Origin of the sequence: Streptomyces sp. NPDC046805 (genome assembly GCF_040645355.1) — a bacterium.
Lineage (GTDB): Bacteria > Actinomycetota > Actinomycetes > Streptomycetales > Streptomycetaceae > Streptomyces.
In genome coordinates this window covers 117,919-139,140 of record NZ_JBEYYC010000022.1, presented here as the reverse complement: position 1 = coordinate 139,140, position 21,222 = coordinate 117,919, and the positions used below count along the sequence as shown (strand labels likewise).

The window sequence follows — 21,222 nt, the reverse complement described above, 5'->3', positions numbered from 1 at the left end:
CATCCCCGCGACCAGGAACGGCACCCACGTGAGCACCGGATAGTCCCCGGTGAACAGCAGCTCGATGAAGCCGTCCGTGCCGGTGAGGCGGGCCAGCGGATCCCGGGCGATGACCGCATCCGCCCAGCTCCCTCCCGCGATCGAGTCCCTGATGACGTACAGCAGGGCCGGCGTGATCAGCGCGCCCGCGGCCGCGATCAGGGCGAGCGCTCGCGCGCGCAGCCGGTACAGCGGCAGGACCGCCAGGAAGAGCAGCCCGTAGAAGCTGAGGATCACGTCCACGTCGGTGTTCAGAGCGGTGAGGGCATAGCCGAGTACCAACAGGATGAAGGCCCTGATCACGACCCTTGCCACAGCCCGCCGACCGGCACGGCCTACCCGAGGGTACGGGCGACCAGTGATGATGACGAGCGAGAAGCCTGCGAGCAGCGCGAAGAGCGCGGAGGAGCGTCCACGAGCCGTCTCCAGGAGAATCCCCACCGGGCCGCCGACCGTTGCCGCGTCGGGGCCGACGTGCGCGGAGTACATGCCGAAGACGGCAAGCCCACGCGCGAGATCGATACCGACGAGCCGCCCGGTCGACGGTCTGCCGGCGGGAGGGGAGGAGGGTTCCTCCGTGCGCCCACCGGTCACGTGCGCCGGCACGGCCGGCAGTGTGTTCAGCGTCATGCTTTGAGGTTTGACCGGCAGGCCGCCCATGCCACCTGGGCAGGTTTCCGGAGGTACCCCGTCGGTCAGCCCGAGTGATCCCTGCCGATCGACTGGGACCATCCCGTCAACTGGTGGGAACCGCGACCGGATCGCCGAGTGATCGGCTTCCAACGTGGTGCAGGCCCGTCGGCAGACCTGCGGCGAGTGGAGCGTGCCCGATCGAGAGTCGGCTACGGCTCGGATCGGCGCTCCGGATGCGCTGCAGGGGGCGCGTGGTGATTGTGCAGGAGCGCAACATCGAGAGCGAGGCGGATGTGTGCGTCGCCCAGGCTGTAGTAGGCCATGCGCCCCTCGCGCCGTACGCGCACGGCGCGGTGGGCGCGAAGCAGCCGCAGATGGTGTGAGACCGCGGACTCTCCCTGGTGGCATATGGCCGCCAGGTCCCGTACGCACAGTTCCTGCTGGCGTAGGACGATGAGGAGTTTCAGTCGGGCAGGGTCTGCCAGGAGCGCGAAGACGTCTGCGACATCGGCGATTTCAGCGTCGGACGGCAGGTCGTCCTGTGGCCGATTGGGCGGGGTCTCGTGTCGCGCGTCTTTGTGGATCGCCACGTCGAACACTCCATTCGAACCCTTGGTCAACTGTGTACTTGTTCAGCTATAGCAGAATCTGGCAGGCGAAAGAGCTGTTCCTGGTGTTTCCCCTGCGTGTAGTGCCGGACTGTGTTCAGCGCTTCCGCCAAGCGGATCAGACGGTCGCGGTTGTTTCAAACTGCTTCACTCCGGCATCACCCCAAAGAGCTAAACATCTGAGCAGCTGTTTAGGTATTGGCGTGTCCGAGCAGTCACTTTGCGTGAGATTGCGGGACTCCGTCGGAGGGATCCCGCTCTCGGCACAGTGAAGGAGAAGCTGATGAATCGACGGATGCGCACCGCCCTCGTGGCAGTGGCAGCCCTGGCCGCTCTGACGGCCCCGTCCACAGCTGTGGCGGCGGACGGCGGAACGTCCCGGCCCGGCCCGGCTGCTGCGGCCTCCCCGCACACGCTGCCCGGCTGCAAGACGCCGTCCTCGAAGACGCGTCACCACCGCGGGAAGCCGGTCACCCACATCCACGGCCGAGTGTTTACCCCTCGCCACGTCGCCCTCAATATCCGTTCTGGTCCCGGCACCGGCTACAAGGTGATCGGACACAAGCGCTCGGGCAGCCTCATCCACCTGTCGCGCATGACGCGAGGCAGCAATGTCCGTGGCAATACGCGCTGGTACAAGCTGTCCGACGCGCGTGGCTACGTCTCGGCTCACTACGTGCTGACCAGCAAGGCGGTGCCCTGGCGATAAACCTGGGCGCCCGTGACCTACTGCCCCCTTCCGCCTCCGGCCGACGGAAGGGGGGACGTCCGAAGCCGCCAGTTTTCTCAGAATTCCCGCAGCAGAGCCGTTGAGTCTCCGGCTCACCCGTCGGAGCCAGGAAAGCGCCCCGCATGCAGGGAGTGCTCGCCGCCCGTTCAGCGCAGAAAGGCAAGCAGTCGTGAACCAGATCCAGACACAGGGATCATCGCGCAGGAGTCTCCTGAGCTTTGGCGCGGCGACCCTGGTGGGCGCCGTGACCGTCGCGGGTGTGGCGGCATCTCCCGCCCGAGGGCAGGCCCGGGAAGCTCGGGATGTGCCCGGGCCGGACCTCGGAGCCGAGGCGAGGCCATGGCTCGTCGGCGCTCGTCTTCTGCACAGCACGGTGCTGCAGTCGTTCGCCTTTGACGAGGAACGGGGTCATCTCTACGCCCTGCAGGTCATGCAGGGCGGGGTGCGCCTGGACGGGGAGCCCCGCGCTTTCACGCACGCCGAGCGGGTCCGGCGTGGGGATCTGTGCCTGAACCGGCTCTCGGCGGATGGGCGGCTGATCGGTGCGATGCACCTGCTCGGATTCGGGCACGGCGGTGCCCTGGGGGTCGAGGAGACGTTCGGGGGAGGGATCGTGTTGTGGACGGAGTGGGACGCCGACCCGGCCTCCGGCTTCGGACGTGGCGTGTGCCGCTTCCATTTCACCGACGGCCGTGTGTTTCACCGCAGTAGCAGAGGTCTCACAACGTTCAGGCCGGTGCCCGGTTCCACCCACAATTCGGCCACGGTGGACACGGTCACCGGTGTGCTGCTGCTGCGTTACAAGACATCCGGCCGGTCACGCTACCGCCTGTACGACCTCAGGCGCTTCACAGCCGGAGACTTCAGGCCCCGGGTGGACTTCGTGCAGCCCGGCACCGATCTCGGGCTGCCCTTTCAGGGGGTGGCTGTTCACGGCAACGACCTGTACCAGCTGTTCGGCACCGGTTACGGCCCGGGCAATGCCCCGGCGTCCGGGGGCAACGTCCGCCTGGACCGCATCGACCTGAAACACCCTCATAACGTCCGGCGCGTACGGGAGATGTCGGCCTCGGCTCTGCGGCCCCGGGAGCCAGAGGGACTGGCCGCCCTGCGCTCGGGCGGGCCGTGGCTGTGCCTGGGCTTCACGCAGGGACCTTCCGGCGACCGCGCTTTCTGCCTGTACCGCAAGCCGATTGCCTGAATCGGCAGTACTGCCTCACGCCGTGTACGTCAGCGTCGACTCCGTCCGAGCTCTGGCCGGGTCGGGCGACGCGCGGCACTCGACCCCAGGCATCGCGCTGGCGGCTCTGTCCCTCCTGGTCATGCCGTTCCTGTCCGCGGCCCAACGCCGCGCGGGACGTGAACTGGGATCCGCCTCGGCCGTCGCCGACTCCAAGCAGACACTGCTGTGTGCCTACCTTTCGGCTGTACTCCTGGCCGGCCTACTCGTCAACGCGCTCCTCGGATGGTCGTGGGCCGACCCGATCGCCGGGTTGGTGATCGCCGCGGTCGCAGTGAAGGAAGGCTGGAGGCGTTGCGAGGAGACAATTGTTGTGCGGTGCCGGTGAGCTTTGCTTCCGACCTTGATCCCGGCGGTTGTGAACGCGCGAGGGACTCCGCGTGCTGCGGCGACGAGAAGGGGCCGGTCGGCCGGTGACGGTCGGCGTTGTATTCACGCGGCTGTCCTGTACACGGTGCAAGGTGCTTCCGTTCCGGCATCCAGCGCCCGCTGACTGGCTATTCGAGTGTGGGCACTGATCGGGTGACGGTGGCTCGGCCGCGTATGCACAGGACTGCCAGGAGGGGCGGGTCGTTGACCTTGTCCTCGCGCAGGTACGTGTGCAGGTCGTCCAGGGGGTGTCCCCATACTGCTTCGATCATTTGGCCGGCGGCGAGGCCGGTGAGGTCGGGCACGGGTGGTTCCCCTTCTCGGTGGGTACGGGTGGGCGGTCAGCGCGAGCGTCGGCGGTGTTGACCGGTCGATGGGGGAGCGGATCGGGAGCCAGCGGGGAGGGCAGGAGTGCCTGGGCGAGTACGGACATGCCGGTTCGGCGGCTTCGAGGCGGCAGCGATGAAGTGGGGGTTGGGTACTTGGCTGTCGTCGGCGGCCAGAGGCTCGGCCGCGCGCTCGATGAGGGCCCGCTGTACGTCCAGGACCGCTTGTCGAGGTGGGTATCGAATGGATGCCTCCGTTGAGCGGACGAAAATTCGGGGGAGATCTGCGCGGCGATGCAGAACACTCGGGTCGAGCGATGATTTCTGCCAGGAGTGCCGGTCTCTACCGGTGTCCGCACCCCATGTCCATGCCGGTGGCCCTTGGCCGCGAGGCGACTGTGACCAGGAACCCCAGCGAGGTGCTGCCATGTCAACTGCGATCCAAGAACGACCGGCCGTGCAAGGTGGCCGCACTCCGACGGTGGTGCGGCTGCTGGTCCTGGCCACGTTCGTGGTGATTCTCAACGAGACCATCATGATCAACGCCATTCCGCGGTTGATGGACTCGTTGCACATCACCGAGCAGTCGGCGCAGTGGGTGTCCACCGCGTTCATGCTCACCATGGCCGCCGTGATTCCGATTACCGGCTGGTTCCTGCAGCGGGTCACCACCCGCCAGGCCTACGCGACAGCGATGGGCGTGTTCCTCGCGGGTACCGTCCTGTCAGCGATCGCGCCGGCCTTCGGAGTGCTGCTGCTGGGCCGGATCGTGCAGGCCGCAGGCACAGCCGTGATGATGCCCCTGCTGATGACCACGTTGATGATCGTGGTGCCCGAGCACGACCGAGGCCGGGTGATGGGCAATGTCACCCTGGCGATGTCGGTGGCGCCCGCGCTCGGACCTGCTGTGTCCGGGCTGATCCTGCAGGTCGGCTCCTGGCGACTGCTGTTCGTGGCCGTCCTGCCGATCGCGGCTCTGGTGACCTTGTTCGGGCTGCGCAAGTTGGACAACATCGGCGCCCCGCAGGTGAGCTCCATCGACTGGCTCAGCGTGGGCGTGGCGGCGCTCGGCTTCGGCGGCCTGGTGTACGGCCTGAGCCTCTTCGGTGGCAGCGACGGCAGGGTCGGGCTCGGCATCGGCATCGTCATCGCCGGGGTCGCGACCATCGCGGTTTTCGTGATCCGCCAGCTCAAGCTGCAACGCACCAGTGCGCCCCTGATGGACCTGCGTACCCTCGGGCACCGCACCTACAGCCTGTCCTTGGCCCTTATGTCTGTCGGGTTCCTGGCGATGCTCGGGTCGATGATCCTGCTGCCGCTCTATCTGCAGAAGCTGCGCGGGCTCAGCCCGCTGGAGACCGGCCTGCTGGTCATGCCGGGTGGTCTGGCCATGGGCCTGCTGGGACCGACCGTCGGTAAGGTGTTCGACCGGTTCGGCAGTCGGCCACTGGTGCTGCCCGGCTCGATCGGCATGGTGCTCGCCCTCGGCGGGTTCACCCAGGTCTCGATGACGATGCCGTACTGGCAGGTGCTGGGACTGCACACGCTGCTGACGGTCAGCCTGGCGGCGACGTTCACCCCGGTCTTCGCGCTCGGCATGGGCGGGCTTCCTCCGCACCTGTACTCGCACGGCAGCTCGATGCTCGGGACGTTGCAGCAAGTCGCCGCAGCGTTCGGGACCGCGCTTGTGGTGACCGTGATGTCCGCGCGCACCAGCCACCTGGTCGCCGACGGTGTCGCCGCCGTGCCCGCACAAGTGAGCGGGATGAAGCTGGCCTTCGCCGTCGCGGCCGCCCTCGCCCTGGTGACGATCGTCGTCGCGGCGAAACTGCCGAACCGGATCGCGGGCGCCGGCACCCAAGACCACGGCAGCGCCGACGCGGACCCGCCCGCCGACGGACACCCCGGCCAAGGCGAGCCCGTCACCGCCAACGAGACATGACAGGCACGCACGTGGTCGGATGGCGTCGCTGATCACCTGCAGACGCGCGCCCACGTGTGGATAGGGCCGGTAGCCATGAGTCGATCAACCGCATGGCGCGGCCCGGGTCAAGACAATGCCTCCGGCGGGAGATCGGTCGACATCGGGATGGAGGGGGCGCCGTTCCCGACTGCGGGTCCGTAGTGGCGTGCGCGGAGGAGCTCCCATCCCGTACGCCATCGCCCCAGGCGGAGCCGAGCAGACGCGGCCCATGGCGTCAAGGTCGTTCGTACAGTGGCGCGCTCCACCTTGACGCCCCTGAACCACGCCCGCTCCACGGCGTGTGGGTCGACGGCGTACGGGATGGGAGCTGGGGTGAGTTGTGGGTTGAGGGGGAGGTAGGCAATCAGCCGTTGAGCGTATCTGCAAGAAGCACGACGCCCCCCGTGAAGAATCCCGCTCCCCAAAGCATCAGGAAGTACGGGAGGGCCATAGTCATGATTCTCAGAGCAGATTGACGGCCGCGTGGGTCGGGTCCGGTCGGCTGCGGGGGCGGGCCGTCCCGACGCAGTTTGCGGTGCATGACCACGCCCAACCCAAGCCCGGCCACCCCGAGCAAGAGGAACGGAAGATCGAAGGAAAGGGGCGGCGCCCCCACGAATTCGCAGTGTCCGTTCTGCCACACCGTGCCGTCTGCGCACCCAGACAAGTCTCTGCCCCTCCCGCCTCCCGTCCGGGATCGTAGCGCCGGAGGAGTCGTCAGCACATCGGCGGCGGTGACAAACGCCGCTGACGAATGGCTTACTTACCTGAAGGCGACACGCCCCACAGGAAGCCGCTCCAGATACCGGGTGACCGTGCCTCAGTCGTGCCCGATCGGGCGGGAAACCACGGGGAACCGCAGACAGCCACAAGGCTCAGGTACGAGTGCGGCCCCCGACCAACTACACCCAGGTCGGGGGCCGAACCCACTGTTCTCAGTGCGGAGGCGGTGGGATTTGAACCCACGGTGGCATCGCTGCCACGACGGTTTTCAGCATCGAGTGGCAGCGGCGACCACACCGGCGATGCTGATCACGTGAAACGGTGACAAGCCCTTAGATTCCAGGTGAGCGAGCAACGAGTCGAGGCATGCATCCGCCGTGGCCAGGTCCGCACGGAAGAACGAGTCCTCACCAAGCGGCCCACCGCTGACGATGACCATCCACGCCTCCCTGTGCTCAACCATGCGGTCCCCGTCGACCTTGAACACAGTCGTGACGCCGCGCTCGGCCAGCCACTCCATCAGCTCAAGCATGTCCATGCGCGCCCCTCCGGGGAGATCATCCCATCCTCGGAGCCGCACCGTCTCGGGCCGTCTCCGGGCCGTCCGAGGCCGCACAAGGACGACCAACGCCGACAACCGTTGACGGCCCGGCCGCAGGTCACAGCGTTGATCGCTCACGAGCCCTCAGGTCAGCGGGGCTCCCCTTCACTTCTTCGGCAGCCAGCCGCCCGGCCCCCAACCTCTCGTCCTCAGAGAGTCCACTCATGAGCGAGGAGGCCGAGGATCACCACGTCGACGAATTCTCCGTATACCCAGGCCGAGCGCCGCAACGTGCCCTCGATCGTGAACCCCCCTCTCTTCGCCGCCGCGATCATCGGCGCGTTGTCTGCCATGGTCTCCACCTGCAGTCGTTGCAGTCCGCGTACCGCGAACCCGTACTCGCACAGCACGCGGACGATGTCCGAGCTAAACCCACGACCGCGGAAGTCAGGGAGCACAGAGATCCCCAGGTGCCCCGCCCTGTTATGCGTGTCGATGCCCCACAGCGCGGCCGCACCGACCAGTTCCTGCGAATCGAGTTCCACCACCGAAAAGCCTGCTGCCTCATCCGACGGCTGAGCGACTACATAGGGAGAGTGGGCCGACCCTGGTGATATCGGATGCCAGGGCCGATGATCCTGGCGCGACCGGGTTGCCACGTCGTTGTAAAGCACCGCATGGAGCACGGGAATGTCAGCCTCGTGCCGGGCCCGCAGCCCGATCTTGTTGCCACGTATCATCCGCCATTGCTACCGCAGGACGACGAGTTGATCAATCGTGGCTGTACAGCAGCGGGGTACAGCAACCGCAGAGACCGCAACCGATCGGAAGCACTCCTAAGACCATGGCTGACCAGCCGAGCAGACCTCAGTGACCAGTCCGCCCGTAGTTCGCATCGAGGGGCACCCCCGCGACACCAGCAACGCTGAGTGCCGCCCGGGTCAGAGCAATGCCTCCGCGGGGGATCGGCGGGCACCGGGATGGAGGGGCGCCGTTTCCGCCCGCGGGTTCGTAGTGGCGTGCGCGGGAGCTGGGGAGGGCGGTGGGTGCAGGAATCGAGCAGGTCCATGCCACACTCAGGGGGCCCGGTTCGCGGGCGTACTGACTCGGGAGTGCGCATGGACCCGCGCTTGCGGAGACTTGGCGGCGGTCTGATGACCTGCATCGCCCTGGCTTGGTTCAGCTACCAGGCCCTATATGGCGAGTGGATGCTGCGGATCGTTTCCGCCCTCATGTTGATGATGATCGTGGTGACGACTGCAGGCGCCATTCTCGACCACATCCGCCCTCGACCGAAGCGGCGTCGATCCCGTGAGGGGGACGGGAATTGAAATACCGCCTGCGCCACCTCGCTCGACGCCCTTTGCTGCTCGCCTGGTTTGTGGCCCTGGCAGCCCTCTCGGTCGTGCTTCAGTCCAAGATCCCTCAGCCATGGTCCGGCCTGATCTACCTGGTGATCACGCCTGCTGCCGTGGTCCCGGCCACGCGCAGCATCGAACGCGCTCACGGTAGTTCGCGGAACGAGCATGATCAGCCCCGTCCTTCAAAGGAACCGCTCCTTCAAGCGGTAACGGGCGGCAAGCGTGGCCTGGCCGTGGACGTCCTACCTAGACGACGGTCACGGCACAACCTCTTGAGCGGCCGAACGCACAGGAAGAGCACGAGCGCGAAGGATCCAGTCAGGCCGCAGGATCGAATTCCTAAGTCGGGTGTCCAATGCGTGCCACAGCCGTGCCACATCGACCGGTCAACCACGGTCACTCGGAGCTTGTAGGGGTGCCCAAACGTGCTGGCGCCCTGGTCGCCGGGGCCGTGGCGTGACCAGGGGAGATCAGCCCACCAGGACCACCAGGCTTACAAGGCGGTGGTCCACTGGCATAGCCGACGCGGCCGCAACACTTCCAGGAGAGCGATCCGGCATGTGATCCAACACCAAGTCTCGGCAGGGGTGTTGACCAACTGGGCAAAGGTAAGCAGCATACGTTTGTGACCAGGCATGATTCTGCGATGACACGGGGCCATCATGGCAGTTGAATCACGGCACGAGGTGCGTCGACTGCGTGAGCGTCTGCGCGGTTACCTCCTCGCCGTGCCGCTCCTCGCTGGGTGGGCGGTCCTAGGTCACTGGTGGGTACCTGAACCGTGGTCAGCGAGCATAGAAACTGTGCTCTTCATACTTACGGCAGCCGTGCTCTACGGCGAGATCCGCGCCTGGCGACACCGTCGTATGCACCGTTTGCCCGATTGAGCGGAATCAGCGGGCAGCACCAGTGAGCGTCTAAGCGCGTGACAACGCCGACGAACAGCAGCGGACGTGCACGCACACCTGTAGACCGTCGCCGCAGGTGAGAAGTCACCAACCCAAGGCCAAGTGCCCGCTCAAGTTGCTTCGGGACGAAGAGGCCCCCCGTTAAGGTGCATCGCGTGACCAGCGATGCCCTGGCCTGTCCCGAGTGCAGCCAGCCCTTGAAGTGGGGCGGTTACGTGCTCTGCGGGCGGGACGACGCCAGCCGGCGGGCCTGCCGCTCGCTATGGCGGTGCGGCGATCGGCACACCTGGTGGAGGTGAGCAGACCAGCCCGAGGAGCCGTTGGAGGTCTGCCCAGTCCCGGAGCTGTTTCGATGACATCCAACGCTGACATCAACGACGGCGAACGATGGTGCACCGAGGCGGCCTTAGCCGGATCGACGAGCCACCGCCGAGCCCCGTTTCGGCACGCCACGCCACTGGGTGATCGAACTCCTCTTCCAGGTGCTGACCGAACGCGAGGAGAAGAACAGCGTCGCCATCGCCTCCAACGAGTCCCTCGGCGGCTGGACCAAGACCTTCACCGACGCACGCCTCTGCGCAGCCATCGTCGACCGCCTCCCCAGTGCGGCGCCGTGCACGACCGCGACCACAACGCAGCACGCAACGTCCTCTTCGAAGGACGCCGCATCGTCGCCGCCGGACGGGTGGAGACGCTAAACGCCCGTGGAGCGCCGGTAAGACGGGCACCCGTGCCCGCACAGCGCGTGGAAGCAGGAAGCCCCCGGAAGGGTCACACGACCCAGGCCGGAATCCCTGGACTTTAGGCCAGGGAGCACGTCAAGCCCCTTGTGTCTGCGAGGAGCCGACCGGAATACTCCCATCAACATTGTCAGGGACACGGCGTAATCCGCCATGGCCCCTGATCGCCTGTCCTTGCTGACGCCTTAGGAGGCCGTCTTGAGGTTCAAGCGCACCACCGTCGCCACCGCGATATCGTCCGCCCTGATCGCCTTCGGCGCCCTCGGAGCGCCCGCACAGGCCGCCTCGAGCCCCTCCCAGCAGGCCAAGAGCGCCGCGTCCGCGGTCGACGCCACGGGGATCGAGGGCATCGCCTGGGGCTCTGACAAGCAGGGCAGGTTGCTCGTGACCGCCGACAGCACGGTCTCGCGCGCCGACCTCGCCACACTCAAGCGGACCGCCGCACGCTACGGGGACGCGGTGCGCGTCGAGCGGACCGCCGGAACCTTCAGCCTGAAGGTCGATCCCGGCGATGCGATCTGGGGCGTCGGCGGAGCCTTCCTGTACCGCTGCTCACTGGGCTTCAACGTCGTCAAGAACAACACCTACTACTTCCTGACGGCCGGCCACTGCGCCAAGGACGTCAGCACCTGGTACGCCGACCAGAACCGCACCACCCTCATCGGCAGTAACGTCGGCTACAGCTTCCCGGACAACGACTACGCACTGGTGCACTACGACAACACCTCGCTCAGCCACTCCGGCGGGTACACCGCCGCGAATGCCTTCGTGGGCGAGACCGTCACGCGTGACGGCTCCACCACCGGCGTGCACTCCGGCACGGTCACCGCGCTCAACGTCACCGTGCGCTACAGCCACGGTGGCGGCACGGTCAACGGCCTGATCCAGACCACGGTGTGCGCCGAGGGCGGCGACTCCGGCGGCCCGCTGTACGACGGCAACAAGGCCATCGGCCTCACCTCCGGTGGCAGTGGCGACTGCACCTCCGGCGGCACCACGTTCTTCCAGCCGGTCACCGAGGCGCTGAGCGCCTACGGAGTCAGCTTGCTCTGAGGCAGCACACCATGGCCCGCGGCCGGGACCCGAACCTTCTGGTCCCGGCTGCGGCGCTCACCGCCTACTGACAGTGCTGAAAGGCGCGAACGCGCTGGCCCGGCGCCGGAAGCGCGAGCAGCACCTCCATGAAAATCTGCCGGGATGTTTACGTAGAGCGAGCGAACCGGGCGGGGTGCGTTTCGCCTCGCCCGGCTGTGTGCGCATCGGACCAGAAAGCCCGGCTCAGCGCACTCGACCCCGTGGTTTCAGCGGTACGGGCGGCAGTTCGGGCGCAAGCAGTCGATCGCCGTCGTACCCCTTCACTTCTCCGAATCGCGACCCGCTCATCCAGTCCTCGCGGGCCTGAGTGATGTCGTCATGCGAACGTCCCACGAAGTTCCACCACATGACGAGCTCCTCCCCGAACGGCTCGCCGCCGAGCAGCATGAGGTCCGCGTCCGACTCGGCGCGCAGCGGGAGTTCGGTGCGGCCGCAGCCGAGGTAGAGCATCGAGCCCGGCAGTACCGGTACCCCGTCGACGTGCGCCTCGCCCGACATCGCCAGCACGCCGTACTCGAAGTCGGGATCGAGGGGCAGGCGGACGTCGGCGCCGCGGGTGAGGGCGAGGTCGGCGCCGATGATCGGCGTGTACGTCGAGCCGGGCGACGTCGCGCCGTCCAGGTCGCCCAGGATGACCGTTGCCGTGAGGCCGGGTGCCGTGACCGTGGGCAGTTCGGGGTGGTGCTCGAACTTGGGGTCCGTGTGGCGGTGGGCGTCGGGGAGTGCGACCCAGAGTTGGGCGCCGTGCAGGAAGCGGGCGTGTGACTTCGGGCTCTCCTCGGAGTGACTGATCGCCCGGCCCGAGGTCATCAGCCCGAGCTCCTTCGGCCGGATCGTCTGCAGGCTGCCGGTGGAGTCGCGGTGCAGCACCTCGCCCTCGTGCAGCCAGCTCACCGTCTGCAGCCCCATGTGCGGGTGCGGCGGGACCTGCATGCCGGGCTCGTCGGCGATGTCGTCGGGGCCGTAGTGGTCGACGAAGGCCCAGGCGCCGATCATGCGGCGGCCGAGGTTCGGCAGCAGCCGGCGCACCTCGGTCGATTCGCCGAGTTTCACGTGGCGGGGACTCAGCAGCTCGCGGACGGGTTCGGCGACCACGAACCCGCGGCCGCCGCACACGCTCGGTACTGGCGCGCGGTCAAGGTTGCTCATGCCGTCCAACCTAGCGGTCCGGGGTTCCGGTCGCTGTCTCCCCGTCTCGGGCCACGTTCGCGTCAGGGGGGAGGGAGAGGAAGAGGGGGAGGGGTGTGGAGAGTCGTAGCGCCTCGGGGGCATGTCAGAGTAGTCACCTTGCTCGCCGGACGGCAGGTCAACAGGATTGATCCTGCGGGCAGTTCGCCGTCGTCGCCGGTCATTCGCGACGAAGTGGCGAAGATGCGACGAAGTGAAGAAGCGAAGAGGAGAAGTCGGTGGCACCTCGTTCAACCCCGTCCCTGATCACGCCCGGTCTGCGGGTGGTGATGGGCCTCCTGGGCGTCGCGTCCTTCGGAACGGGGGTGCTCGCGGTTTTCGTGACGCAGAACGGGACCGGCGCGGCCGTACTGCTCGCCTTCGGTGGCGGTCTGCTCGTTCTCGCCCTGCTCGGCAACCGCATCGAGAGTCTCGAAGTGGGTGGGGCCAAGCTCAGGCTCCGTGCGGCCGCGGCTGAGCGCTTCGCGCTGGCGGAGGAGTCCGATCGACGGGGTGACACCGTCGCGGCCGGACGGCTGCGTGCGGAGGCACAGGCGCTGCTGGATGCCGCCGGGTCCGTAGCCGACGACTACCGGACGGTGCGCGGCACGATGCCCTCCGGTCCGCAGCGCACCCGCGCCATGGAAGAGGTGGTCTCCCGGGCGCGTCGTCTCGCCGAGGAGCAGTCGTTCGAGGCGGCCGAGGTGCTGCGCTGGCTGCGCGAGGGCAGCGACGAGGAGCGGATCACGGCCCTGGCCATGATGCAGGCCAGCCGTGAGCTGCGGAACTTCGAGGCCGCCCTCGCGACCGTCGAGCACTCGCGCAGCCCCTTCGAGCAGTACCACGCGATGCTGCTCACGTCGATCATGGTCGACGATCTCGATCGGGAGCAGCGGCGGCGGCTCGCCGATGTCATCGCGTCCGAGCGCGGGTTCCGCATCGGCCGCGAGACCGACCGGTGGCACCTCAGCGAGCAGATCCTCCAGCGTGTGGATGGGCATTCAGCCACCCGGTGAGTACCCCGGCCGAATGGCGACGGGAGGGCTGCGGGCAGACGATGGAACCGTGGGGCACGGTCGCCGTCGGAGCGCCGGTGCCGCCCGAGGATGCCGGGAGACGGGGCCGGCCCCGGCCGTGGTGAGCGGCCGGAAGGGAGGACACCGTCATGCTGGAAGTGAAGACGGTCGAGAAGCCGGACGAACGGCGCGACTTCCCCCGCGGCCATCTCGAAGCCGTCCACATGTCCGGCCTCGACTTCGCCGTGGGCACCTTCGAACCGGGCTGGCGCTGGTCGGAGTCCGTGGGGCCGATCGCGGGCACCGAGACCTGCCAGATCCACCACAACGGCTATGTGGTCCAAGGGCGGATGCGCCTGCGCATGGACGACGGCGGCGAGGCCGAGGTCGGCCCCGGTGACGTCTTCGTGTGCTCGCCGGGCCACGACGCCTGGGTGGTGGGAGACGAACCGGTCGTGCTGTACGACTTCGCGGGCGGCATGGCCCAGGACTACGCCAAGTCCTCGGGGTCGTAGGCTCCTCCAGGCTCGCCCCGGCTCATCCCGGCGTGCGCACCAACTCATACCGTCTCGCCCGGCTTACACCGCTACACCGCCTCGCCCGGCTCACACCGGCAGGAGCCGGGCGATCAGGCTGCTCAGTTGCCGTGCGGTGCGGCATTCGTGCATCTCGACGAGGGGCACGTCCGCATAGGCGGGCGCGACCGAGTCTCCGGTGCCCCACTGGGAGCGCTGCTCGGGGTTCAACCAGTAGACGCGGCGGGCGCGTTCGGCGATGTGGCGTACGGCGGCGAGGTTCGGGTCGCTCATGTTCGTACGGGCGTCACCGAGGACGAACACGGTCGTGCGCGGGCCGACCGCGTCGCCGTACCGCTCCGCGAACTCGCCCAGCGCGACGCCGTAGTCGCTGCTGTCGTGCCAGCCCGTGAGCGTCGCCTCGGCGCGGATGCGGGCGCCGAGGCCCTCCGGGTCGGCGGTGCCGTGGTCGAGGAGGCGGGTCACCTCGTCGATGCGGTTGACGAAGGCGAACACCCGCACTTTGCTGAACTGGTCGTGCAGCGCCTGCACCAGCAGCATCGTGAAGTCCGAGAAGCCGGACACCGAGCCCGAGACATCGCACAGCAGCACCAACTCGGGGCGGACGGGCCGACGTCGGCGCAGCACCGGCCGTATCGGCACACCACCCGTCGACAGGGAGCCGCGCAGCGTGCGGCGCAGGTCGATCGTGCCGCGCGCGGCACGGCGGCGGCGGGCGGCGAGGCGGGTGGCGAGCTTGCGTGCGAGCGGTTGAACCGTCCTGCGCAGTTCGGCCAGTTGGGCCCGGCCCGCGAAGAGGAAGTCCAGGCGGTCGGGGGTCGGGGCCACCGCCCGCCGGGCGATCCGGTCCCGGTCGCGCCGCTCGGCCACCCGGCGTCGCGCCTCCGTCGCCACGAGCCCGCGGAACGCCTCGATACGGCGCCGGATCTCGTCGTCGAGCAGCCGGTCGGTGAACTCCCCGTCCGCGTCCCGGTTCCGGATGCCCGTACGCACGCGGGCCAGCAGTGTCTGGGGCCGCAGCCGGTCCAGCGTCTGGTAGGACGACCAGCCGTCCGACTCCGGTGAACTCCCGTATCCGCCGAAGCCGTCGACGGCCTCCGCCGCCAACTGGGCCATCAACGCACCGTCGTTGTCCGCCAGCGCCGCCGCCAGCCGTTCGCGCAGGCCGTCACGGTCGGCCGGCTTCCCGTCCGGCGCGCCCACGCGCCGCGGAAAGTACAGGTCGAAGACCTGGTCGAACACCGTGCGCTGGCCGGTGCCGTGCAGCAGCGTCGCCGCCAGTCCCTCGCGCAAGCGTTCCCGGTCCGCGAGCCCGAGCGCCTCCATCGCCCGGGCCGCGTCCACCGTCTCGCCGGTGCCGATCCGGACGCCGTGCGCGCGCAGCGCCCCGACCAGGCCGGTCAGCCGGTCGGCGACGCCGGCCGCTGCGCTCACAGGTTCTCCAGGTCGAGCTTCGCGGCCGCCTTGAGGACGTCGTCCTGGTGCTTGAGGATCACGCCCAGGGTGTCGCGTACGACCGCCTCGTCGAGCGAGTCGGAGCCCAGGGCCAGCAGGGTGCGCGCCCAGTCGATCGTCTCGGCGACGGACGGCGCCTTGCGCAGGTCCATCGCCCTGAGCGCGCCGATCACCCGCACCACCGACTCGGCGAGCGCCTCGCCGAGCCCCGGCACCTTCAGCCGTACGATGCGCCGCTCCAGCTCCTCCTCCGGGAAGCCGATGTGCAGGAAGAGGCAGCGGCGGCGCAGGGCCTCCGACAGTTCGCGGCTGGCGTTCGAGGTGAGGACGACGAAGGGGCGGCGGGTCGCGGTGACCGTACCCAGCTCGGGGACGGTCACCTGGAAGTCGCTGAGCACCTCAAGGAGCAGGCCCTCCACCTCGACGTCGGCCTTGTCGGTCTCGTCGATCAGCAGCACCTTGGGATCGTCGCCGCGGATGGCGGTCAACAGCGGGCGGGGGAGCAGGAACTCCTCGCTGAAGATGTCCGTGCGCGTCTCGTCCCAGGTCTCGTCGCGGCCCGCGCTGATGCGCAGCAGCTGCTTGGCGTGGTTCCACTCGTACAGCGCGCGGGACTCGTCGACGCCCTCGTAGCACTGGAGCCGTACCAGCCGGGCGTCGGCGACCTGGGCCACGGCCTTCGCGAGCTCCGTCTTGCCGACGCCCGCCGGGCCCTCCACCAGCAGCGGCTTGCCGAGCCGGTCGGCCAGGAAGACGGTCGTGGCGACCGCGGGCGACGCGAGGTAGCCGGACTCGGCGAGACGTGCGGAGACGTCGTCGACGGAAGTGAACAACAGGGCCTCCGGCTGGGGTGGGGAGCGGCGTCCGGTTCTTGGCTGTGCTCTCGTGCTGTGTTCCGGTCCTATCTAAGCGCTTGTTCACCCGCCCTGTCACCCTGTGACGTGGAGCCCCGTACGGGTCAGCAGAACAAGCCGACCTCCTCGCCGGGCCGGTGCAATGGACCCGTGACCGCGCCCCCCGACGACTGCCTCGCGCGCAACGAGTGGATCTGCGGGGAGTATCTGACCACCCGCCGCCAGATCCTCCTCGACGCGGTCGGCCAGCACCTTCAGCTGACGGCGGTCTCGGTGCTCATCGCCCTCGTCGTCGCGCTTCCGCTCGCCGTGCTGGCACGGCGCTGGGGCTGGGCGGCCGCACCGGTGCTCGGGGGTACGACGATCCTCTACACGATCCCGTCCCTGGCGATGTTCTCCCTGCTCCTGCCCCTCTACGGCCTCTCCGCCACCCTCGTCGTCGCCGGGCTGGTGCTCTACTCCCTCACCCTGCTCGTCCGCAACACCCTCGCGGGCCTGCGCGCGGTCCCCGAGGAGACCCGGCAGGCGGCGCGCGGTCTGGGCTACGGCCCGATCCGCCTCCTCCTCACCGTCGAACTGCCCCTCGCGCTGCCCGCCGTCATGGCCGGCCTGCGCATCGCCACCGTCTCGGCGGTCTCCCTGGTGACGGTCGGCGCGATCGTCGGCTTCGGCGGGCTCGGCAACCTCATCTACGCGGGCATGAACACGTACTTCAAGGCACAGGTGCTCACGGCGTCGGTGCTGTGCGTGCTGATCGCGATCGCCGCCGATCTGCTCCTGCTCGGTGTGCAGTGGCTGATCACCCCGTGGGCGAGGGCGGGGCGCCGATGAACATCCCGGCCGCCACCTGGGACTGGCTCACCGACCCCGCGCACTGGTCGGGCGACGACGGGATCTGGCACCGGCTGCTGCAACACCTCGTCCTGACCGTCGTCTGCCTGGTCATCAGCTGCGTCATCGCCCTGCCCGTCGCGCTCGTCCTCGGCCACCTCGGCAAGGGCGGCGCGCTCGCCGTCAACCTCTCCAACGTCGGCCGCGCCGTGCCCACCTTCGCCGTGCTGGTCCTGCTGCTCCTGACGCCGGTCGGCCGCTGGGGCGAAGGGCCGACGGTCGTCGCGCTGGTGCTGTTCGCCGTACCGCCGCTGCTGACCAACGCGTACGTCGGGATGCGCGAGGTCGACCGGAGCATCGTGGGGGCGGCGCGCGGGATGGGGATGACCGGGCGGCAGATGCTGCTGCGCGTGGAGCTGCCCCTCGCGCTCCCGATGATCCTCAACGGGGTGCGGATCGCCGCCGTCCAGCTCGTCGCGACCGCCACCATCGCCGCGCTCGCCGGCGGGGGAGGGCTCGGGCGCATCATCACGGCGGGCTTCAACCTGGCCAGTACGCCCCAGGTGGTGGCCGGTGCGGTGCTCGTCGCCGGGTTCGCGCTGATCGTCGAGGGCGTCTTCGAGGTCGCGGAACGGCTGGCGCCCCGGCGGACGAGGGGCGCGACGCGATGAGGCGTCGTACGACGGCGCTCACGGCTCTCGTCCTCACCCTCACCGGCTGCACAACCGGCCCCTCCCTGGAGAACCGCGGCGCGGTCACCGCACCGCCCGGCGACCGGCACCAGCTGACCATCGGCTCGGCCGGATTCACCGAGAGCGACCTGCTCGCCCAGATGTACGCGCTGCTGCTGAACCAGGCCGGCTACCGGACGTCCCTCATCACCGTCTCCAACCGCGAGCTGTACGAACCCGCCCTGGAATCGGGCCAGATCGACGTCGTGCCGGAATACGCCGCCACCCTCGCCGACTGGCTGAACGCCAAGACCCACGGCGCCGACGCACCCCCGGCCGGCTCGCCCGACCTGCACACCACGATGACCGCCCTGCGCAGGCTGGCCGCGCCCCGCGGCCTCACCGTCCTGTCTCCCGGGAAGGCCGTCGACCAGAACGCCTTCGCGGTCAGCCGGTCCTACGCCCGCCGCCACCACCTCAGGACGCTCGGCGACCTCGGCGCCTCGGGACTGAAGGTGCGGCTCGCGGCGGGCGACGAGTGCGTGCAACGGCCCTACTGCGAACCGGGGTTGAAGGAGACCTACGGCATCGACATCACGGGCGTCGACCCCAAGGGCGTCGGCACCACCCAGGCGAAGCGGGCCGTGCAGAGCGGCCGGGACCAGATGGTGCTCACCACGACCACGGACGCCACCCTCGACGAGTTCGGCCTGGTGATCCTGGCCGACGACAAGCACCTGCAGAACGCCGACTACGTTGTCCCGGTCGTGGGCCGCGCCCGCGCGGGCGGCGAGGGCGTCACCAAGGTGCTCGGCAAGCTCAACGACGTCCTCACCACCGCGGACCTCGCGTCCCTCAACCGCCAGGTGGACAGCTGGCGCCGGCTGCCGGAGGACGTGGCCCGGACCTACCTGGAGGACAAGGGCCTGCTGAAGAAGTGACCGGATGCGTCAGGCGTCCGCCACCGACTCGAACGGCACCTGACCGCGCGGCACCCCGCGCGCGTCCGCGTCCACCGAGCGCCGCAGCGCCTCGTGCAGCTTCGCCGGGGTCAGCACGCCGAGGAAGCGCGCGCCGTCCAGCACCGCGACCCACCCGGCGTCGTACTGGAGCATCACCCCGAAGGCCTGCTTCAGCGGTGCGCCGACCGGCACCCAGGCCGTCATCCGGTGGGCGAGTTCCCCGACCGAACCGACCGGGCTGCCTGCCGTGAGGTCCTCGATGCCGACCCAGCCATGGAGATCGCCGTGCCCGTCCAGGACGACGGCCCACCGGGCACCCTCCGCCCGCAGCCGCTCCAGGACGCCCGCGGCGGTGTCGTCGAGCCGGGCGATCGGCGGCTGCTCCAGGTCGTCCGGCTCGATCACGGTGACGGACAGTCGCTTCAGCCCGCGATCGGCGCCCACGAACTCGGCCACGTACGGCGTGGTGGGCGTGCCCAGCACCGCGCCCGGCGTGTCGAACTGCTCGATCCTGCCCTGCCCGTACACGGCGATCCGGTCGCCGAGCCGCACCGCCTCCTCGATGTCGTGCGTGACCAGCAGCACCGTCTTGCGCACCGAGGCCTGCATCCTCAGGAACTCGTCCTGCAACTGCTCGCGCACGACCGGGTCGACCGCACCGAACGGCTCGTCCATCAGCAGCACCGGCGGATCGGCCGCCAGCGCCCGCGCCACGCCGACCCGCTGCCGCTGCCCGCCGGAGAGCTGCTGCGGGTAGCGCGGGCCGTACGTCTTCGGGTCCAGCCCCACCAGATCCAGCAGTTCGGCCGCGCGCGCCCGGGCCTTCGCCCGCTTCCAGCCGATCAGGTTCGGGACGGTCGCGGTGTTGTCGAGGACCGTGCGGTGCGGGAAGAGGCCGACCTGCTGGATGACGTAGCCGATCCGGCGGCGCAGCCGCACGGGGTCGAGCGCGGCGATGTCCTCGCCGTTCACGAGGATCCGGCCGGAGGTCGGCTCGATGAGCCGGTTGACCATCATCATGGTCGTCGTCTTGCCGCAGCCGGAGGGGCCCACGAGCGTGACGAGTTCGCCCTCGGACACCTCGAAGGACAGACCGTCCACCGCCGTCGTACCGTCCGGATACCGCTTGGTGACCTCCTCGAACCGGATCATCCCCTCACGCTATGAGCCCGTGTCACGCCCCGCACACCGGCCGCCACCGGACGGGCAGCGGGGGTCCCGGGTGCTCGGCGCGGTCACGGGTGCCAGTGCTGCGGCGCCAGTTCCGCGGGAGACATCTGGGTCCGACCCGACCCGGAATCACCGAACGAGATCACCCACATGTTGGTCGTGGCGGTGGTGTAGATCGGGTGGGTGTGCTCGTAGCGCTCTCCCGCGCAGGTGACGACGACGCGGAGCAGCCAGCGGGTCACACGCGGATCCGCGGTGACCGCCGCCAGGCGCAGCGATCTGATGGGCGCGCGGCTGTCGAGCGGCGGGGCGCCGGGCAGCAGACGGATCTCGGGCGGCGCCGAGTCCAGACGCACCTCGAGCTGCGGACGCCAGGCCTCCATGAACTCCGCGGCGTGCACGCTGTGCTCCGATGCCGGGAGCCGGTCGGTGACCTCGACGGCGAGGCCCGTGATCGAGGCGTCGTCCGGGCCGGTGGGGCGCAGCTCCACCACGACGGCGTGCCCCGTCAGCCCGGCCTCCACCGGGTGCGGTCCGACCACCGGTCCCGGGTCCAGCCGCAGCCCGTGGGTGCGGCGCAACTGCACGGTGAAGTCGTACGGCGGATGGTTCACGGAGATTCCTCCCCCTGCTGCGGAATGTGGTCCAGGTAGGTCGTGGTGAGGAACTTGATGTGGCGCGCGCTCACCGACACCGCGTGATGTCCGGTGAGGGGCCGGGCCGACGCGTCGGGTCCCGGCCGGTACTCCAGGGGTGCGACGAGCACGAGTTCACGATCGCCCGTCTCCTCGGCCTGATGGGCGAAGTTCTTCAGGACACCGCCCAGGTAGGAGCCGCCCTCCAGCTCACAGCTCACATACACCGCACGCGCCCCCACATCCCGTGGATAGCTGTGGAACAGCAGCCACCACGAGGACTCGACGGCGAGCGGCCCGGGTCCGCGCGGCAGCAGCCGGGCGGCGCCGAGCGCGGCCGCGGCCGCCAGCGCCAGCAGGGCCGCGCACCAGAGCGCGAGAGAGCCGTACTCGGCCCGGACATAGCCCCAGCCGTCGCGGACGAGCCGGCCCACGTCCGGGGTGCTCGCCGGGGCCGCGGTGCGGACGAGCGCGAACACGGCGAGAGCGAGGCCGTCGAAGGCCAGGCTCGCCAGCACCACCCGGGTGGTCTCCCGGAACGCGGACGAGGTGCGCTCGGGCAGCCGGGTGTCCCGTGCCGCGGCATAGACGAAGCCGGGCACGAGGCAGACCACGAACAGGAACAGGCCGAGAAAGCTGCTGGGCACCG

The 21,222-nt window shown here is 69.1% G+C and carries 21 protein-coding genes and 2 pseudogenes; 12 read left to right on the top strand and 11 right to left on the bottom strand.

Going from position 1 to position 21,222, the window contains the following annotated elements; genetic code table 11:
* Together ABZ910_RS23655 and ABZ910_RS23650 are read right to left on the bottom strand one after the other, a co-directional pair.
* A partial coding sequence (locus ABZ910_RS23655) for a heparan-alpha-glucosaminide N-acetyltransferase domain-containing protein (protein ID WP_361368476.1) occupies nt 1-669 on the bottom strand: 669 nt, incomplete at its 3' end.
* Nucleotides 670-881: 212 nt separating this feature from the next.
* Nucleotides 882-1,262: a metalloregulator ArsR/SmtB family transcription factor gene (locus tag ABZ910_RS23650; protein ID WP_361368474.1), complete on the bottom strand. Its 381-nt coding sequence runs from the start codon at nt 1,260-1,262 to the stop codon at nt 882-884.
* A gap of 301 nt (nt 1,263-1,563) precedes the next feature.
* Between ABZ910_RS23650 and ABZ910_RS23645 the strand changes: the two genes are divergently transcribed.
* From ABZ910_RS23645 to ABZ910_RS23635, 3 genes and pseudogenes are all read left to right on the top strand, one after another.
* The gene (locus ABZ910_RS23645; protein ID WP_361368471.1) at nt 1,564-1,989 is read left to right on the top strand and encodes an SH3 domain-containing protein; all 426 of its coding nucleotides are present in this window, start codon (nt 1,564-1,566) and stop codon (nt 1,987-1,989) included.
* 325 nt (nt 1,990-2,314) lie between these two features.
* A complete protein-coding gene (locus ABZ910_RS23640; protein WP_361368468.1) occupies nt 2,315-3,211 on the top strand; it encodes a teichoic acid biosynthesis protein C in 897 nt (298 codons plus the stop codon).
* A 19-nt stretch (nt 3,212-3,230) separates the two neighbouring features.
* Nucleotides 3,231-3,667, top strand: a pseudogene (locus ABZ910_RS23635) (cation transporter); the annotation flags it as partial.
* Nucleotides 3,668-3,747: 80 nt separating this feature from the next.
* Here the strand turns inward: ABZ910_RS23635 and ABZ910_RS23630 are convergent.
* Nucleotides 3,748-3,924, bottom strand: coding sequence for a hypothetical protein (locus tag ABZ910_RS23630; protein ID WP_361368466.1), 177 nt, complete (start codon nt 3,922-3,924; stop codon nt 3,748-3,750).
* A gap of 265 nt (nt 3,925-4,189) precedes the next feature.
* Here ABZ910_RS23630 and ABZ910_RS23625 point away from each other — a divergent pair, with 265 nt between their 5' ends.
* Nucleotides 4,190-5,887: an MDR family MFS transporter gene (locus ABZ910_RS23625; protein ID WP_361368463.1), complete on the top strand. Its 1,698-nt coding sequence runs from the start codon at nt 4,190-4,192 to the stop codon at nt 5,885-5,887.
* A gap of 1,012 nt (nt 5,888-6,899) precedes the next feature.
* Here ABZ910_RS23625 and ABZ910_RS23620 read toward each other — a convergent pair.
* Both ABZ910_RS23620 and ABZ910_RS23615 read right to left on the bottom strand, forming a co-directional pair.
* The gene (locus ABZ910_RS23620; protein WP_361368460.1) at nt 6,900-7,169 is read right to left on the bottom strand and encodes a hypothetical protein; all 270 of its coding nucleotides are present in this window, start codon (nt 7,167-7,169) and stop codon (nt 6,900-6,902) included.
* Nucleotides 7,170-7,381: 212 nt separating this feature from the next.
* The gene (locus ABZ910_RS23615; RefSeq protein WP_361368457.1) at nt 7,382-7,912 is read right to left on the bottom strand and encodes a GNAT family protein; all 531 of its coding nucleotides are present in this window, start codon (nt 7,910-7,912) and stop codon (nt 7,382-7,384) included.
* A gap of 378 nt (nt 7,913-8,290) precedes the next feature.
* Here ABZ910_RS23615 and ABZ910_RS23610 point away from each other — a divergent pair, with 378 nt between their 5' ends.
* From ABZ910_RS23610 to ABZ910_RS23600, 3 genes and pseudogenes are all read left to right on the top strand, one after another.
* The gene (locus tag ABZ910_RS23610; protein WP_361368455.1) at nt 8,291-8,503 is read left to right on the top strand and encodes a hypothetical protein; all 213 of its coding nucleotides are present in this window, start codon (nt 8,291-8,293) and stop codon (nt 8,501-8,503) included.
* A 1,405-nt stretch (nt 8,504-9,908) separates the two neighbouring features.
* Nucleotides 9,909-10,040 (top strand): annotated as a pseudogene (locus ABZ910_RS23605) (ATP-binding protein); the annotation flags it as partial.
* A gap of 339 nt (nt 10,041-10,379) precedes the next feature.
* Nucleotides 10,380-11,234, top strand: a complete 855-nt coding sequence (locus ABZ910_RS23600) for a S1 family peptidase (protein ID WP_361368452.1) — start codon at nt 10,380-10,382, stop codon at nt 11,232-11,234.
* A 225-nt stretch (nt 11,235-11,459) separates the two neighbouring features.
* On the opposite strand, the gene ABZ910_RS23595 is transcribed toward ABZ910_RS23600, so the two are convergent.
* Nucleotides 11,460-12,425: a pirin family protein gene (locus ABZ910_RS23595; protein ID WP_361368449.1), complete on the bottom strand. Its 966-nt coding sequence runs from the start codon at nt 12,423-12,425 to the stop codon at nt 11,460-11,462.
* Nucleotides 12,426-12,682: 257 nt separating this feature from the next.
* Between ABZ910_RS23595 and ABZ910_RS23590 the strand changes: the two genes are divergently transcribed.
* The gene (locus tag ABZ910_RS23590; protein ID WP_361368446.1) at nt 12,683-13,459 is read left to right on the top strand and encodes a hypothetical protein; all 777 of its coding nucleotides are present in this window, start codon (nt 12,683-12,685) and stop codon (nt 13,457-13,459) included.
* Nucleotides 13,460-13,608: 149 nt separating this feature from the next.
* Nucleotides 13,609-13,974, top strand: coding sequence for a cupin domain-containing protein (locus ABZ910_RS23585; RefSeq protein WP_361368444.1), 366 nt, complete (start codon nt 13,609-13,611; stop codon nt 13,972-13,974).
* Between the two features lie 90 nt (nt 13,975-14,064).
* On the opposite strand, the gene ABZ910_RS23580 is transcribed toward ABZ910_RS23585, so the two are convergent.
* Together ABZ910_RS23580 and ABZ910_RS23575 are read right to left on the bottom strand one after the other, a co-directional pair.
* A complete protein-coding gene (locus ABZ910_RS23580) occupies nt 14,065-15,429 on the bottom strand; it encodes a VWA domain-containing protein (protein WP_361368442.1) in 1,365 nt (454 codons plus the stop codon).
* Complete coding sequence (locus ABZ910_RS23575; protein WP_361368439.1) at nt 15,426-16,283, bottom strand: MoxR family ATPase; 858 nt, start codon at nt 16,281-16,283, stop codon at nt 15,426-15,428. Before ABZ910_RS23575 ends, ABZ910_RS23580 begins: the two co-directional genes overlap by 4 nt.
* A gap of 171 nt (nt 16,284-16,454) precedes the next feature.
* Between ABZ910_RS23575 and ABZ910_RS23570 the strand changes: the two genes are divergently transcribed.
* The 3 genes from ABZ910_RS23570 to ABZ910_RS23560 are packed head-to-tail and all read left to right on the top strand — an operon-like array spanning nt 16,455 to nt 18,747.
* Entirely contained in the window at nt 16,455-17,135 is a 681-nt protein-coding gene (locus ABZ910_RS23570) for an ABC transporter permease (RefSeq protein ID WP_361368436.1), read from the top strand.
* Nucleotides 17,132-17,806: an ABC transporter permease gene (locus ABZ910_RS23565; RefSeq protein ID WP_361368433.1), complete on the top strand. Its 675-nt coding sequence runs from the start codon at nt 17,132-17,134 to the stop codon at nt 17,804-17,806. Before ABZ910_RS23570 ends, ABZ910_RS23565 begins: the two co-directional genes overlap by 4 nt.
* A complete protein-coding gene (locus tag ABZ910_RS23560; protein ID WP_361368430.1) occupies nt 17,803-18,747 on the top strand; it encodes an ABC transporter substrate-binding protein in 945 nt (314 codons plus the stop codon). Before ABZ910_RS23565 ends, ABZ910_RS23560 begins: the two co-directional genes overlap by 4 nt.
* Before the next feature lie 9 nt (nt 18,748-18,756).
* Here the strand turns inward: ABZ910_RS23560 and ABZ910_RS23555 are convergent, their stop codons facing one another.
* From ABZ910_RS23555 to ABZ910_RS23545, 3 genes are all read right to left on the bottom strand, one after another.
* Nucleotides 18,757-19,920, bottom strand: a complete 1,164-nt coding sequence (locus tag ABZ910_RS23555; RefSeq protein ID WP_361368428.1) for a betaine/proline/choline family ABC transporter ATP-binding protein — start codon at nt 19,918-19,920, stop codon at nt 18,757-18,759.
* Nucleotides 19,921-20,003: 83 nt separating this feature from the next.
* Nucleotides 20,004-20,552, bottom strand: a complete 549-nt coding sequence (locus ABZ910_RS23550; RefSeq protein ID WP_361368425.1) for a hypothetical protein — start codon at nt 20,550-20,552, stop codon at nt 20,004-20,006.
* Nucleotides 20,549-21,220, bottom strand: a complete 672-nt coding sequence (locus ABZ910_RS23545) for a DUF6338 family protein (protein WP_361368422.1) — start codon at nt 21,218-21,220, stop codon at nt 20,549-20,551. The genes ABZ910_RS23550 and ABZ910_RS23545 overlap by 4 nt, the downstream gene beginning before the upstream one ends.
* Nucleotides 21,221-21,222: the final 2 nt, after the last annotated feature.